General features: G+C 67.0%; 12 protein-coding genes. 7 read left to right on the plus strand and 5 right to left on the minus strand.

Annotated features, from left to right (window positions below; translation table 11 throughout):
• Positions 1–68: 68 nt before the first annotated feature.
• The 5 genes from ACCQ16_RS18140 to def all read right to left on the minus strand — a co-directional run bounded on the left by ACCQ16_RS18140 (position 69) and on the right by def (position 6,416).
• Positions 69–1,346 (minus strand): O-antigen ligase family protein, encoded by a 1,278-nt coding sequence (locus ACCQ16_RS18140; protein WP_029820470.1) that lies wholly within the window; start codon positions 1,344–1,346, stop codon positions 69–71.
• A 165-nt stretch (positions 1,347–1,511) separates the two neighbouring features.
• On the minus strand, positions 1,512–3,233 hold the full coding sequence (locus tag ACCQ16_RS18145) for an ArnT family glycosyltransferase (RefSeq protein ID WP_127165553.1): 1,722 nt from the start codon (positions 3,231–3,233) through the stop codon (positions 1,512–1,514).
• 48 nt (positions 3,234–3,281) lie between these two features.
• On the minus strand, positions 3,282–4,592 hold the full coding sequence (rsmB, locus tag ACCQ16_RS18150) for a 16S rRNA (cytosine(967)-C(5))-methyltransferase RsmB (protein WP_277573231.1): 1,311 nt from the start codon (positions 4,590–4,592) through the stop codon (positions 3,282–3,284).
• On the minus strand, positions 4,592–5,515 hold the full coding sequence (fmt, locus tag ACCQ16_RS18155; RefSeq protein WP_014091217.1) for a methionyl-tRNA formyltransferase: 924 nt from the start codon (positions 5,513–5,515) through the stop codon (positions 4,592–4,594). Before fmt ends, rsmB begins: the two co-directional genes overlap by 1 nt.
• 388 nt (positions 5,516–5,903) lie before the next feature.
• The gene (gene def, locus ACCQ16_RS18160) at positions 5,904–6,416 is read right to left on the minus strand and encodes a peptide deformylase (protein WP_008572823.1); all 513 of its coding nucleotides are present in this window, start codon (positions 6,414–6,416) and stop codon (positions 5,904–5,906) included.
• A 131-nt stretch (positions 6,417–6,547) separates the two neighbouring features.
• Between def and ACCQ16_RS18165 the strand changes: the two genes are divergently transcribed.
• The 7 genes from ACCQ16_RS18165 (at position 6,548) to tsaC (ending at position 14,751) form a co-directional block, all read left to right on the plus strand.
• Positions 6,548–7,684 carry a LysM peptidoglycan-binding domain-containing protein gene (locus tag ACCQ16_RS18165; protein ID WP_029820474.1) on the plus strand — a complete coding sequence of 379 codons (1,137 nt, stop codon included), beginning with the start codon at positions 6,548–6,550 and terminating at the stop codon, positions 7,682–7,684.
• A 71-nt stretch (positions 7,685–7,755) separates the two neighbouring features.
• On the plus strand, positions 7,756–8,901 hold the full coding sequence (gene dprA, locus ACCQ16_RS18170; RefSeq protein ID WP_029820475.1) for a DNA-processing protein DprA: 1,146 nt from the start codon (positions 7,756–7,758) through the stop codon (positions 8,899–8,901).
• A gap of 42 nt (positions 8,902–8,943) precedes the next feature.
• Positions 8,944–9,417: a DUF494 family protein gene (locus tag ACCQ16_RS18175; protein WP_003484452.1), complete on the plus strand. Its 474-nt coding sequence runs from the start codon at positions 8,944–8,946 to the stop codon at positions 9,415–9,417.
• Between the two features lie 40 nt (positions 9,418–9,457).
• Complete coding sequence (locus tag ACCQ16_RS18180) at positions 9,458–10,183, plus strand: pilin (RefSeq protein ID WP_372380064.1); 726 nt, start codon at positions 9,458–9,460, stop codon at positions 10,181–10,183.
• Between the two features lie 41 nt (positions 10,184–10,224).
• Entirely contained in the window at positions 10,225–11,502 is a 1,278-nt protein-coding gene (locus ACCQ16_RS18185; protein ID WP_029820478.1) for an RDD family protein, read from the plus strand.
• 182 nt (positions 11,503–11,684) lie between these two features.
• On the plus strand, positions 11,685–14,177 hold the full coding sequence (locus ACCQ16_RS18190; RefSeq protein ID WP_014091221.1) for a DNA topoisomerase I: 2,493 nt from the start codon (positions 11,685–11,687) through the stop codon (positions 14,175–14,177).
• Positions 14,178–14,187: 10 nt separating this feature from the next.
• Positions 14,188–14,751, plus strand: a complete 564-nt coding sequence (gene tsaC / locus ACCQ16_RS18195) for an L-threonylcarbamoyladenylate synthase type 1 TsaC (protein WP_014091222.1) — start codon at positions 14,188–14,190, stop codon at positions 14,749–14,751.
• Positions 14,752–14,878: the final 127 nt, after the last annotated feature.

The raw sequence follows: 14,878 nt of genomic DNA on the forward strand, positions 1-14,878 counted from the left end.
CGTGTGCCCAGGCACCGAAAGCGCGCTGCCAGGGCATGCGCCAAATGCAGCCGGTGGATCATCCGCCGCTATCGAGCGCGTGCCACGTCCGACTGCACCTGTTGCGCCTGCCGCGCCGACAGACCCACCAGCACGCCGACCATGGCCGTGTAGAAGCTCGCCGCCACCTGGTGCGCGAACATTGATTGGGTCAGGCCGCACAGGGCATAACTGATCACGAGCATCACCCCGGCTGCCGCCGGGCCGCGGAACTGCTGCTGCCCGCTGCGCCGATGCAGTCGCACGAACATCCACAGCGGCACGCCGTAGACGGCAAGCAGCAGCAACAGCCCGGGCACGCCCTGGGTGGCACTCCATTCGGCCAGATCGTTGTGCGCATGCCCCAACTGGCAACGGAACAACGACGGGTCGGCGGCACAGGCCGGCAGGTCGTGCATCGCATCGTCGAAACGCCCAACGCCCACACCGGTCAGCGGATGCGCCGTCACCGTGTCCCAAGCCACATGCAGGCGTTCGATACGGGCACCGGCCGACGAATCGGTGTCGCCCACTTCGTAACGCTGCAGGTCGCGCTGCAATTCGCCCAGGCGCATCTGATCGGTCAGCGCCGGCACGCTGAGCGCGACGCCCACCGCCAGCACCGCGCCGCCGATGAAGGTCAGCAGGCGCACGCGCGTGCTGTGCCAGGGCGCACCCCAGATCAGCACGCCCAGCGTGGCCAGCATCGCCAGCCACACCCCGCGGCTGCCGCTGAGCACGATCACCACCACGGTGGCGACCCCAGCGCCCACCAGCCAGCGCACGCTGCCGAGCGGGCGGCAGAACACTGCCACCACCAGCAACATCAGCACGATGTCGGCAAACACAATGGCGTTGGTAAAGCCTTCGGCGCGGTCGGCACCGTTCATCACCTGCAGCAGCGCGATCAGCATGGCCGCAAACACGCCGACCAAGGCACCGCGCCACAACCACAGCTGGCGCGGCTGCAACGCATAGGCCCACAGCGCCGCCCAAGGCAGCACCAGGAAGCGCGAGCGATTGCCCACATCGCGCAGCCCGTGCTCGAACAACGCGATCGACAGCAGCGACATCGCAATCACCGCCACCGTCAGCCAGCCCACCACGCGCAACGACCACTCGCGCGCGGCAATGGCCTCGCGCAAGCTGCGCCAGCCCATCAACGAACCAAGCAGCAGGCACAGGCCGAACGGCAGCAATCCGCTCGGCATGCTCACCACCAGCGCAGTCAATGCGAACGCGCCCAGCTCGGCAATGCGCACGCCTGCCCGCGAGGTGGTCGGGGCAGAGGGCGAAAGTGACGCGGGTTGGGGACGCAAGGAATTCATCTACAAATCGGTGGGAAAAGGGAGGCGACGCAGTGCGCGGGCTTCGGCAGCGCCGGCCAAGCTAACGATGCGACGCATGAATCCCTGCTAGACAGCGACCGGCCGCTGCATTGACGCCGTGCCAATGGCACCTGATACGCGTGTGTGCCGGTGGAGTCGGCCGGCTCATTCGGTATCCAGGTTGCCCTGCTCCTTTGCTTCCACCGCACGCTCGCTGGAGCTGGCCACGCAGGGGCCACGCACGGCATCGGCCGGCACCAACCACCAGCGCCGGCGATTGGCCACGCCCACCAACTGGCTGCGGCTGCGATCCACGCAGGCCAGCAATGCGGTCTCCTGTGCCATCAGCCAGCGCTGGCCGGGTTGCTCTGCCTGCCAGGCCACGCCGCGCTGCAATTGGGCTTCCCACGGCACCTTGAAGCCGAAGGTCTGCGCAGGCCGGTCGGCCATCAGCAGGTTCTGCTCCTTCCACGCCACCAGCCCGAGTTGCGCATCCGGGCCGATGCGGCGCCCGGCCTCGCGCATCACCGCACCGGCCGAACTGGAATCGTTGAAGATCGGGTAACACACCAGCCCGAACGCAACCCACCACGCGCCAAGCAGCGAAACCACCGCGAACGCGGAGCGGCGCACGCGCACCAGCAGCAGGCTGGCGATGCCCCAGCTACCCACCGCCAGCAGCAGCCAGCCCAGCGGGTCGGTGGCTTCGCTGCCGACCCCGCGGCTGTCCATGATCTTCTGCTCGAAGCCCGGGTGGCCGATCAGCATCGCCACGCCACCCGCGCTGAACGCCACTGCCAACAGCAGCCCGAACCCGAACAGCAGCCGCTGCACGCCAGCCCGGCGCAGCAGGCCCGGCACCAGCGGCGCCAGCCCCAGGCAGAACATCGGCAGCGCCGGCAGGATGTACACATCGCGCTTGCCGCTGGGAATGGTGAAGAACACCAGCACCAGCAGCCACCAGGCCAGCGGCAGCAGATAGCGCGGATCGCGTCGCTTCAGCCGGCGCCGCCACGCCGGAATCGCCCACGGCAGCAGCAGGATGGTCGGCAGCCACATCGTGGCCATGCTTTGCAGGTGGTACCAGACCGGCTGCGCATGATCCCAGGAGTTTGCGTAGCGCTTGGCGGTCTGGCGCAGCAGGATGTCGTTGAGATACACGCGGTATTCGGGCTGGCCGGCGGTCAGCGCGGTCACCATCATCGGCACGAACCACAGCGCGATCGCCACGAAGAAGAACAGCGGCCCCAGCCAGAAGCGCCGGTCGCGCACGTGCACGCGCACGCCCGGCCAGCCGCGCGCCGCTGCAATCCCGGCCGGGATCAGCAGCAGCAGCGCGATGATGCCAACGCCCTTGGTGATCACGCCCAACCCGGCGGCGAACCAGCCCAGCGTCCACCAGCGCCAGGCAGGGCCCATCAGCAGATGCCGCAGCAAGCCGTAATTGGCCAGGGTGATCCAGAACACCACCAGCGGGTCGATCTGCGCCTTCTTGGCCTGGAAGGTGAAGTGCAGCGTAAACAGCAGCATCCAGGCCGCATACACGCCCACGCGCCGTGTCCACAGCCGCCGGCCCAGATCGTAAACGCAGGCCAGCGTGCCCAACGCGGCCAGCAACGACGGCAGCAGGAACGCCACCCGCCAATTGCCCAGCAGCGTGTAGAACAGCGCCTGCAGCCACATCAGCATCGGTGGCTTGTCCGAATACAGCTCGTTGCCGCGATGCGGGAACAACCAGTCGCCGCTCAACACCATCTGCTTGGCCACCAGCGCAAAGCGCGGCTCGTCCGCCGGCCACGGGTCACGCAAACCCAGGCCGGCTCCAATCACCAGCACGGCGGTCATGGCCAGCAACCAGACATCGGTGGAAGCGCGATTCTTGAACATGTCGGGCGGCAGTCGGACGCAGAGGGTGGAGCGCTGGACTTCGCGCGATCAGGAGGCTTTTAGCAAAAGCGCGTAGAAAAATCCGTCGCAGTGCGCTTCGCCTGGAAACCGCTGACGTCCGGCGCCGGCGGCATGCCCGAACTGCGCACCCAAAGGCTGCGCCTGTGCATCGGGAGTGCGCTGCAGGAATGCCTCGACCTGCGCCTGGTTCTCGCGCGCCAACAGCGAGCAGGTGGTGTACAGCAATTGTCCGCCCGGGCGCAGCGTGCGCCAGGTCGCATCCAGTAGCCGCGCCTGCAGCGCGCACAGCGCATCGATATCGTCGGCGCGCCGGTGCAGCAGCACATCCGGTTGACGACGCACCACGCCGGTGGCCGAACATGGCGCGTCCAGCAGCACCGCATCGAACGGCCGGCCGTCCCACCACGCGTCCGGATCGGCGGCGTCGGCCGCCTGCAATGCAACCTGCGCGTCGGGGACTGTGCGCTGCAAGGTCTGCTGCACGCGCTCCAGGCGGCGCGCATCCACATCCAGCGCAGTGAGCTGCAAGCCGGGGTGGCGCTCCAGCAGATGCGCCGCCTTGCCGCCCGGCGCCGCGCAGGCATCGAGCACGCGTGCCGACGGCGCCAGGGTCAACGCATCGGCCACCTGCTGGGCAGAGCCGTCCTGCACCGAAACATCGCCTTCGGCAAAGCCCGGCAACTGGCTCACCGGCACGGCGTTGTGCAGGCGCACCGCATCCGGCAGTACCGCGTCGGTGTGCGCGACGATATCCAGTTCGGCCAGTCGCGCGACATACCTCGCAGGGTCGGTGCGCGAACGCTGCACGCGAAGCCACATCGGCGCCATCTGCGCACTGGCGGTAAAAATGGCTTCGGCACGATCGCCCCAGTCCGCGCGCAGCTGCTTGCGCAGCCACGACGGCCAACCGGCATCGTCGGCCACCGCCGGAAATCCTTCGCGCTGGGCGCGCCGCAAGATCGCGTTGACCATGCCGGCCTGACGGGGCCGGCCCAATGCGCGGCACGCATCCACCGTGGCCGACAACGCGGCGTGCGCGGGCAGCTGCAGCACGTCGAGTTGGGCGAAACCGACCATCAGCAGCGCCTTGAGTTCGGCATCGCGGGGCGGCAACGCACGTTCCAGCCATTGCCGCAACGCGACGTCATAGGCCGGACGCCGGCGAATGACCGCAAAGCAGATCGCCTCCACCAGCGCACGATCGCGCGGATCGCCGATGCCGGGCAAGGTGGCGGCAAGTTCGGCCTTCAACGACCGGCCCCGATCGAACACCGCCGTCAGCACGCGTGCGGCGGCCAGACGCGAGGCAACGCCGGCGGTTGCGGTATCGGCCGACATCAGCGCAGCGCCGGCAGGTCGCGTCGCGCGTTGAGGTAATCGGCGGCGGTGATCGCCTTGCCGCCCTCGCGCTGGAGCACGCGCACCCGCAGCGCACCCTCACCGCAGGCGATATCGATGCCCTGCTTGCTGGCCGCCAGCAGGGTGCCCGGGGGGTGTTGATGGGCCAGTTCAAGCGCCACCGCGCCATGCAGGCGCACGCGCTCGCCAGCCAGGATCGCCTCGGCCACCGGCCACGGGTTGAACGCCCGCACGCGCCGCGCCAGTTCCTGTGCCGGCTGCGCCCAATCCAGCCGCGCCTGCGCCTTGTCCAGCTTGTGCGCATAGGTCACCCCGTCGGCCGGCTGCGGTTGCGCCACCGGACGGATGCCGGCGCGCAACAGACCCAGGCCATCGGACAGCACCTGCGCGCCCAGCGCGGCCAGCCGGTCGTGCAGCTGCCCGCCGGTTTCCTGCTCGCCAATTTCGATGCGCTGCGACAGCAGCACCGGGCCGGTGTCCAACCCGGCTTCCATCTGCATCAGGCACACCCCGGTCTCGGTGTCGCCGGCCTCGATCGCACGCTGGATCGGCGCGGCGCCACGCCAGCGCGGCAGCAACGAGGCATGCACGTTCCAGCAGCCGTGCGTCGGCGCGGCCAGCACTGCCTTTGGCAGGATCAACCCGTAAGCCACCACCACCATCAGGTCCGCATCCAGCTTGCGCAACGTCGCCAATGCTTCGGGCGAACGCAGCGTCTGCGGCTGGAACACGGGAATGCCGCGCGCGATCGCCTCCAGCTTGACCGGCGAGGGCGTCAACCCGCGGCCACGCCCGGCGGGGCGATCCGGCTGCGTGTACACCGCCACCACCTCATGCCGCTGCGCGGCGGCGCGTAGCGACGGAACGGCAAAATCCGGCGTACCGGCGAAGATGATTCTCATAAGGCTGGGAGTCGGGATTCGGGATTTGGGATTCGCAACGGCAGGTGTGCTGGCCGGGGCGCGAATGGCGTGGAGCTGAGAGGTAGGAGCAGATTTGTGGGGGATTTGGAAACCTGGCGCCAGAACCGGCGTTACCCGTCACCATCGAGCGCGAGGCGGGAATCGCAGCCGGCAATTCGATGCCTGCTACGGCAGTGCCTTATCCAATCCCGAATCCCGATCTTTAAGACCATCCGTCTACAGACGGGCCGGTATCGCGATGCGCGGGCAAAGCCCACGAGCCAGATCGCAGCAGACTTCGCATTCGAGGATTCGACACCAGCAGATTCAAAACACTGCAAAAACCCGCTTTTGCCAATCCAGAATCCGCAATTCCCAATCCCGGCCCTCAAGCCACATGCTTGCGCTGTTTGGCCAGCTTCTTGCGCACCATTTCGCGCTTGAGCGGCGAGAGATAATCCACGAACAGCTTGCCGTCCAGGTGGTCCATCTCGTGCTGGATGCACACGGCCAGCAGCCCGTCGGCCTGCAGTTCCTGCGCCTGGCCCTGGCGGTCGAGATAACGCACGGTAATCGCGTCGGCGCGGCTGACATCGGCATAGATGCCGGGCACCGACAGGCAGCCTTCCTGATACAGCTGCTCGCCCTGTTTGCTCACGATCTCGGGGTTGACGAACACCTGCGGCAGGTTTTTCTCGTCGCTGATGTCGATCACCATGAATCGCTTGTGCACGTCCACCTGACTGGCGGCCAGGCCAATGCCGGGCGCCTCGTACATGGTCTGGAACATGTCGTCCAGCAGCGTCTGGAACGCCTGGCTGGTGACCTCGGCAGCATCGACCGGCACCGCCTTGGTGCGCAGCCGCGGGTCGGGAAACTCAAGAATTGGGAGCAAAGCCATGGGGTTACCCGTCTGGAAACACCGGCGCGGCGCCGGCAAGACGCTGTCATTCTAGCGCAATGCTTGCGTGACGCCCCGGTTTCTAGACTATAGTGCGCAGACCTGTTGGGGAATCAGGCAAGAAGGCACCTATGTTGAACCGACTTCGTACGGTCGTCGCTGCGGCGATGCTGACCGTCGCGACCTACGCTGCCGCGCAAGCGGTGGGCGAGCATCCAGACACCTATGTGGTCCGCAAGGGCGATACCTTGTGGGACATCGCTGGGCGTTTCCTGCAAAAACCATGGCTGTGGCCGGAAATCTGGCAAGCCAATCCGCAGATTCAGAATCCGCACCTGATCTATCCGGGTGACGTGATCAGCCTGGCCTATCTGGACCGGGTCGGCAAAGGCACGATCCAGCCCGGCCCGCGCCAGGAAGCGCCGATCAACGCCATTCCGCTGGCAGACGTCGAGCCGTTCCTGAAGAACCTGCGCGTGGTCGACGATTTCGACCAGTTGCCGTATGTGGTGGGTCTGGAAGGCGGTCGCACGCGTGCCACCACCGGCCAGGTCGCCTACGTGGTCGGCCTGGAAAACGCGCAGCCGGGCCAGCGCTTCGCGGTGGTTCGCCCGACCGTGAAGTTCAGCCTGCCCAAGCACAACGAAGATCTGGACATGGCCGGCAACATCACCGCCGGCTCGGGCAACATCTGGAAGAACTTCATCGCGCCGAGCACGCGCCGCGAGTTCCTCGGCTACGAGATGGCGCAGGTCAATGTCGGCACCATCACCCGCAGCGCGGCAGGCGGCAACTCCAAGGCGGCGACCCTGCTGTTGCAGGACAGCGGCCGCGAAGTGCGCGCTGGCGATCGCATCGTTGCGGTCGAAGCGCAGCCGTACGATCTGCAGTTCATCCCGCATCCGCCGTCGGAACAGGCGCTGCAGACCGAACTGCGCGTGCTGGCCATCTCCGATGCCTTCATCGTCGGCGGCACGCGCGATGTGATCGCCATCTCCGGCGGCGCCCGCGAAGGCATCAACAACGGCACGGTGTTCTCGATCTGGCGCAAGGGGCGCACGGTCAGCGACCGCGTCAAGCACTCGCGCTTCTCGCGGACCGACGACGATTTCAGCGGCCCGTCCGGCTCCACCGTCGGCCTGCCCGACGAGTACGCCTCGCATGCGATGGTGTTCCGCACCTTCGACAAGGTCAGCTATGCGCTGGTGATGGAAAGCGTCAAGCCGACCGGCCTGGGCTATTTCGTCAAGCATCCTGACGCGCAATAAGCGAAAGATCCGATGCACCAACGCGACGGCGCCCGAGGGCGCCGTCGTCGTTTGCGGCCTAGCCTGGGTGTATGGCCCAAACCGCTCCCGACCTGCGCGCACTGCTGATCCTGCTGCTGGCAGGCGGCCGCAGCCCGCCGCGCCGAAAATTGCTGACCTCGTACGGGTCAGCGTCCGAAATGCTGGCAGCCGGGCCTGGGGCGTGGCGCGCCGCTGGTTGCGATGAGGTGCAGGCTGCGCTGCTGCAGGGCCCCGATCCACAGGCGCTGGAGGCCGCGCTGCGCTGGTGCGAACAGCCCGGCCACCACCTGATCGGCTGGTGCGATCCGGATTACCCGGCCCTGTTGCGGCATATCGCCAATCCGCCGATGGCCTTGTTCGTGGACGGCGACCCCAATGTCCTCTGGCACCCGGGCGTGGCGGTGGTCGGCAGCCGCTCGGCCACTGCCGGCGGCCGCGACCATACCCGCGCATTCGCCTCCAGCCTGGCCTGCGCCGGGCTGAGCATCGTCAGCGGCATGGCCGCCGGCGTGGATGCGATCGCACACGAGGCCGCATTGGCCCAGCACGACGGCATCACCGTGGCGGTGGTCGGCACAGGTGTCGATGTCGCCTATCCCGAGCGGCACCAAGGCTTGCGCGATCGCATCGCCGAACGCGGCGCGGTGGTCAGCGAATATCTGCCGGGCACTGCTCCGGTCGCGGCGCACTTTCCGGCCCGCAACCGGATCATTGCCGGGCTGGCACTGGGGACGCTGGTGGTCGAAGCGGCGATGCGTTCGGGCGCACTGATTACCGCCCGGCTGGCGGCCGAAGCAGGGCGCGAGGTGTTCGCCCTCCCCGGCTCGCTGCACAATCCGCTCGCGCGCGGCTGCCATCACCTGATCCGGCAGGGCGCCACGCTGGCGCAGGAGCCTGCACAGGTCATCGAAGGACTGGGCCAGCTGTCTGGCGAATTGGCCAGCGCCTTGCGCGAGCGCCTGGCCGCCCCCACTGAATTGCCCAGCAAGGCAACCACCAGTGCTGGCGCCGGTCCCGCCCGCTCCGATCCCGACTACCAGCGCTTGTGGCAAGCGCTGGGCCACGACCCAACCCCTATGGATTCATTGGTGCAGCGCACCGGATTGACGGCCGCCGCGCTGTCCTCCATGCTGCTCATCATGGAACTGGAGGGAGACGTGGTCACCGAGCACGGTCGCTATACCCGCAATCCTTAGTTTCTTCACCTCCACAGCGTCGCGCGACGCAGGCCGAGGGCAATGAAAGAGAGCATTCTCGATGTACTGCTGTACCTGTTTGAACATTACTTCAGCGAAGACGCGGACCTGGTCCGTGACCGTGACTCGCTTCAAAATGGCCTGATCCAGGCCGGTTTCAGTCCCGCAGAAATCAGCAAGGCCTTCGATTGGCTGGACGCGCTTTCCGAGCAGCGGCCCAGCGTCGCGCGCCCGCATGTCGATGGACCGGTGCGTATCTATCACGGGCCGGAGCTGGACAAGCTCGATGTCGACTGCCGCGGGTTTCTGCTGTTCCTCGAGCAACACCGCATTCTCGACGCCGACCAGCGCGAGTTGGTGCTGGACCGCGCCATGGCGCTGGATCAGGACGAACTGGATCTGGACGACCTCAAGTGGGTGGTGCTGATGGTGTTGTTCAACCAGCCCGGGGCGGAAGCGGCCTACGCCTGGATGGAAACCCAGATGTTCCTGGACGAGCCTGAACCCGTACACTGAGCGTTGAAGCCGCCACGGATGTGCGTGCAGGGGAACGGGGATGCGCAGTTGGTATTACGCCGATGGCCACCGCCATCGGCATGGTCCGGTGGCCGACGACGTCTTGCTGGGCCTGTATCGCGATCGCGTGATCGCCCTGGATACGCTGGTCTGGCGCGAAGGCCTGGACAACTGGTTGCCGCTGTCAGCGTGCGCCGACACCCTGGGCCCGCCAGTCTCCACGGATGTGCGTGCGGGCGCGGTTCCGCCGCCGTTGCCGCCTGCCGCGGCGCACATTGCGCCTGCCCAGTCGTCTGTCGCGCCACCAGTGCAGCCGCGTCGCAATGGCCCCGGCTGGCCGCTGGTTGCAGTGCTGGGTGCGCTGGCCGGTGTTTTCGTGATGGTGGGCGTCATCGGCATCCTCGCTGCGATCGCGTTCCCGGCCTACAACGATTACCTGAGTCGCGCCAAGGTCGCCGAGGCGGTCGGCGAGCTGGCCGCATTGAAGCCGCAGATCACCGAATTCCTGGCCAGTGAGGGCCGCTGCCCGGTCAATGACGACGCGGGGTTCAAGCCACCCGAGCATTACGCGAGCGAGCGGCTGAGCAGCGTGCGCATCGGCCGTTTCGAGGGCAGCGAATGCGGCATCGAAGCCGTGCTCCATGCACCCAAGTCGGCCCGAATCGACGGCAAGGCCGTGTGGCTGGAGCTGGATGCGGATGCCGGCAGCTGGCACTGCAGTTCCGAAATCGACGACACCCAACTTCCACCGGATTGCCGCGGCTGACTGCCTGCTGCATGCCGATCGCTACACGTTAAGGGGACAACATGACGCAGTGGTACTACGCCGACGCACAGCGGCAGCGCCAGGGGCCGGTGGACACGGACACGCTTCGCGCGCGCTTGTCGCAGGGCATCATCGACCGTTCCAGTCTGGTCTGGCGCGAAGGTCTGGCGCAGTGGGTGGCACTGCACGAGATCGAGCGCGAGCTGGGCTTGGATAGCGCGGCGGCGTCCGCGGCCCCGGAAGCCGGCGGGCAGATGCCGGCGGATGCGGCAAGCCATGCACCATTGTCGGCTGCGCACCCGGGCCACGACGCGCCGGCGACAGGTTCGCCTACCGCGACCCTGCCGATCGATGACCACGCCAGGGGGACATCGCACTGGCAACCGGCAGCTGCCGATGGCGGCATTGCCGGTGCGGGTGCGGATGCAGGCACCAGCGCCAGCGATACCGGCGCGGCTGCCGGTGCCGATCACCGCCCGGCAATCGCCTCATTACACCGGCCACACGATCAATCCCCTTCATCAGACACCTCAGCATGGTCCAACACGCCGCTGGCGTCAGATCCAAGCCCGACCACGCCCTCGGGCACCACGTCGCCACCGGGTTACACCGCGGCAGCGGCGACCACGCCACTTCCAGGGGCCTGGGATGCCCCGGCCCTCGCCGCGCCCGCCGCAGACACGGCGCTGCGGGATGCGCCAGTGGTCTACGCCGGGCTCTGGCGGCGCGTGGCCGCCAGCATTCTCGATAGCCTGATCACCACCTTTGCGGTGTACCTGATCGTGATTCCGCTGGTGTTCGTGGTGGCGCTGGTCACCACGCGCGGCGATTCGGGTTCGGCGCTGGACGACGGCAGTGCGCTCGGCATCGCCATCGTGGTGATGTCCTACGGCATCGGCCTGGCCATCCCGACGCTGTATTTCGCCTGGATGCAGTCCAGCCGGCATCAGGCCAGCCTGGGCAAGCTCGCCTGCGGCATCAAGCTGGTGCGCGCCGACAGCAACGGCGGGCGGGTCGGATTCTGGCGCAATGTGCTGCGCTATCTGGCCTACATGCTGATCAGCGTGCTCACCCTGGGCATCGGCGTGATCGTGGCGGCCTTCATGGCCGGCATGACCGCGCGCAAGCAGGCTCCGCACGACAAGGTCTGCGACACCCTGGTGGTGGACCGTTGGGCATTCACCGAGCATCCGGAGCGGCAATCCAGGGGTCTGGATACCGTGTCCATCGTGGTTCTGGCCATTTACGCGGTGATCCTGGTGCTCTCGGTGGTGGCCGTCGCCTTCATGCTGGCGGCGATCGGAATGAGCCAGCGCTAGCAATTCGCGGCGCCGGCCGCTTGACACGGCGGCGTCCGCCGTGATCTTTCTAATAAGAGAACTGAACGCCCGGGAGTCCTTCCCGGGCGTTAACGCGTGGGAAACGGTCGATCTGCTTCCCTCGACCGGCCAATTAGGCCACGCTACCCGCCCCCCGGGCTCCGCCCCAAGAAGTTGCCACCATGCCCAAGCACCTGCTCATCGTCGAATCGCCCGCCAAGGCCAAGACGATCAATAAATACCTCGGCAAGGACTTCACCGTCCTGGCCTCGTATGGGCACGTGCGCGACCTGGTCCCCAAGGAAGGCGCGGTTGATCCGGACAACGGCTTTGCGATGCGTTACGACCTGATCGAGAAGAACGAGAAGCACGTCGAAGCCATTGCGCGTGCCGCCAAGAGTGCCGACGACATCTTTCTGGCGACCGACCCGGACCGCGAGGGCGAGGCGATTAGCTGGCATATCGCCGAGATCCTGAAAGAGCGCGGCCTGCTCAAGGACAAGCCGATGCAGCGGGTGGTGTTCACCGAGATCACCCCGCGCGCGATCAAGGAGGCGATGGCCAAGCCACGCATGATCGCCGGCGACCTGGTGGATGCGCAGCAGGCGCGCCGCGCGCTCGATTACCTGGTCGGCTTCAACCTCTCGCCGGTGCTGTGGCGCAAGGTGCAGCGCGGCCTGTCCGCTGGCCGCGTGCAATCGCCGGCGCTGCGCATGATCGTCGAGCGCGAAGAAGAGATCGAAGCCTTCATCCCGCGCGAATACTGGTCCATCGATGCGCACTGCCGCCATCCCTCGCAGGCGTTCAATGCGCGGCTGATCAAGCTGGACGGGCAGAAGTTCGAGCAGTTCACCGTGACCGACGGCGACACCGCCGAGGCGGCGCGCCTGCGCATCCAGCAGGCCGCGCAAGGCGTGCTGCATGTCACCGACGTGGCCAGCAAGGAGCGCAAGCGCCGCCCCGCCCCGCCGTTCACCACCTCCACGCTGCAGCAGGAAGCCTCGCGCAAGCTCGGCTTCACCACCCGCAAGACCATGCAGGTGGCGCAGAAGTTGTACGAAGGCGTGGCGCTCGGCGACGAAGGCTCGGTCGGTCTGATCAGCTACATGCGTACCGACTCGGTGAACCTGTCGCAGGACGCGCTGGCGGAAATCCGCGATGTGATCGCGCGCGATTTCGGCACCGCTTCGCTGCCCGACCAGCCCAACGCCTACACCACCAAGTCCAAGAACGCGCAGGAAGCCCACGAAGCGGTGCGCCCGACCTCCGCACTGCGCACGCCTGCGCAAGTGGCGCGCTTCCTGTCCGAGGACGAGCGCCGCCTGTACGAGCTGATCTGGCGCCGCGCAGTGGCCTGCCAGATGATTCCGGCCACGCTCAATACGGTCAGCGTGGACCTGTCGGCCGGCAGCGAGCACGTGTTCCGCGCCAGCGGCACCACCGTGGTCGTCCCGGGCTTTCTGGCCGTGTACGAAGAAGGCAAGGACACCAAGAGCAGCGAGGACGAGGACGAAGGCCGCAAGCTGCCGCTGATGAAGGCCGGCGACAACGTCCCGCTGGACCGCATCGTCACCGATCAGCACTTCACCCAGCCGCCGCCGCGCTTCACCGAAGCGGCGCTGGTCAAGGCGCTGGAGGAATACGGCATCGGCCGTCCTTCCACCTATGCCTCGATCATCCAGACCCTGCAGTTCCGCAAATACGTCGAGATGGAAGGCCGCAGCTTCCGCCCCACCGACGTCGGCCGGGCGGTGTCCAAGTTCCTGTCCGGGCATTTCACCCGCTATGTCGATTACGACTTCACCGCCAATCTGGAAGACGACCTGGATGCGGTGTCGCGCGGCGAAGCCGAGTGGATCCCGTTGATGGAGAAGTTCTGGGGCCCGTTCAAGGAATTGGTCGAAGATAAGAAAGACTCGCTGGACAAGACCGATGCCGGCAGCGTGCGCGTGCTCGGCACCGACCCGAAAAGCGGCAAGGAAGTCAGCGCGCGCATCGGCCGCTTCGGCCCGATGGTGCAAATCGGCACAGTCGAAGACGAGGACAAGCCCACCTTCGCGTCGCTGCGTCCTGGCCAGAGCATCTATTCGATCTCGCTGGAAGACGCGCTGGAACTGTTCAAGATGCCGCGCCTGCTCGGCCAGGACCAGGACCAGGACGTCAGCGTGGGCATCGGCCGTTTCGGCCCGTTCGCGCGCCGCGGCAGCACCTATGCCTCGCTGAAGAAGGAAGACGACCCCTACACCATCGACCTGGCGCGCGCGGTCTTCCTGATCGAAGAGAAGGAAGAGATCGCACGCAACCGGGTGATCAAGGAATTCGACGGCAGCGACATCCAGGTACTCAACGGACGCTTCGGCCCGTACATCAGCGACGGCAAGCTCAATGGCAAGATCCCCAAGGATCGTGAGCCGGCGTCGTTGACGTTCGAAGAAGTGCAGCAGCTGCTGGCCGACACCGGCAAGCCCGTGCGCAAGGGCTTTGGCGCCAAGAAGGCCACCCTGAAGAAGAATACGGTCAAGGATTCGGCGCCGAAGAAGCCTGCCGTCAAGAAGACCGCGACCAAGACCGCAGCCAGCAAGACCGCCGTCAAGAAGGCGCCGGCCAAGAAGACCGCTGCCAAGAAGGCCGCCAAGCGCGTGGTCAAGAAAGTCGTGAGCAAGGCCGCAGGCTGAGAGGCGCAGCATGACCGACACACTCGACCTGGATCGCGCCGTCGCCGCACTGACGCAGGGCGGCGTGATCGCCTACCCGACCGAAGCGGTGTGGGGACTGGGATGCGACCCGCGCCAGGAGGCGGCCGTACTGCGGCTGCTGGAGATCAAGCGGCGCCCGGTGGAGAAAGGCGTGATCGTGGTGGCGTCGAGCGTGGACCTGCTGCGCGACTGGGTCGACATCGACGCACTGGAGCCGGCACGCCGGCAGGACGTGCTGGCCAGCTGGCCCGGCCCGCACACCTGGATCCTGCCGGTCACCGCTCGGGCGCCGCGATGGGTCACCGGCGAGCATGATGGGCTGGCGGTACGCATCAGCGCGCATCCCGTGGTGGCAGCGCTGTGCGCGGCCTGGGGGGCGCCGCTGGTGTCGACCAGCGCCAACCTGGCCGGCGAGCCGCCAGCGCGCAGCCGTGCCGCCCTGGATCCGGCATTGCTGGCGACAATCGACGGCGTGGTGGATGGCGAGACCGGCGCCCTGGCGCAGCCGACCCAGATCCGCGACGCACGCAGCGGGCAGATCCTGCGCGACTGAGTGCGGCCGAGAAACGGCCGCGCAGCCATGAGGCGCGCGCGGCGGGTCCATTGGTCGTCTATCCCCACGCCGAATGTTCCGGGCCGTCGCCCTTGGCGGCCTACCCGGCCACTGCTGGCATTCCGGA

This window comes from Xanthomonas sp. NCPPB 1062, assembly GCF_041481705.2.
Classification (GTDB): Bacteria; Pseudomonadota; Gammaproteobacteria; order Xanthomonadales; family Xanthomonadaceae; genus Xanthomonas; species Xanthomonas euvesicatoria.

Excerpts from the sequence above, each read along its gene's own strand:
- def (WP_008572823.1), bottom strand. The coding sequence starts at position 6,416 with ATGGCTTTGCTCCCAATTCTTGAGTTTCCCGACCCGCGGCTGCGCACC.
- fmt (WP_014091217.1), bottom strand. The coding sequence starts at position 5,515 with ATGAGAATCATCTTCGCCGGTACGCCGGATTTTGCCGTTCCGTCGCTA.
- ACCQ16_RS18140 (WP_029820470.1), bottom strand. The coding sequence starts at position 1,346 with ATGAATTCCTTGCGTCCCCAACCCGCGTCACTTTCGCCCTCTGCCCCG.
- ACCQ16_RS18180 (WP_372380064.1), top strand. The coding sequence starts at position 9,458 with ATGCGCAGTTGGTATTACGCCGATGGCCACCGCCATCGGCATGGTCCG.
- dprA (WP_029820475.1), top strand. The coding sequence starts at position 7,756 with ATGGCCCAAACCGCTCCCGACCTGCGCGCACTGCTGATCCTGCTGCTG.
- rsmB (WP_277573231.1), bottom strand. The coding sequence starts at position 4,592 with ATGTCGGCCGATACCGCAACCGCCGGCGTTGCCTCGCGTCTGGCCGCC.
- ACCQ16_RS18175 (WP_003484452.1), top strand. The coding sequence starts at position 8,944 with ATGAAAGAGAGCATTCTCGATGTACTGCTGTACCTGTTTGAACATTAC.
- ACCQ16_RS18190 (WP_014091221.1), top strand. The coding sequence starts at position 11,685 with ATGCCCAAGCACCTGCTCATCGTCGAATCGCCCGCCAAGGCCAAGACG.
- ACCQ16_RS18185 (WP_029820478.1), top strand. The coding sequence starts at position 10,225 with ATGACGCAGTGGTACTACGCCGACGCACAGCGGCAGCGCCAGGGGCCG.
- tsaC (WP_014091222.1), top strand. The coding sequence starts at position 14,188 with ATGACCGACACACTCGACCTGGATCGCGCCGTCGCCGCACTGACGCAG.
- ACCQ16_RS18165 (WP_029820474.1), top strand. The coding sequence starts at position 6,548 with ATGTTGAACCGACTTCGTACGGTCGTCGCTGCGGCGATGCTGACCGTC.
- ACCQ16_RS18145 (WP_127165553.1), bottom strand. The coding sequence starts at position 3,233 with ATGTTCAAGAATCGCGCTTCCACCGATGTCTGGTTGCTGGCCATGACC.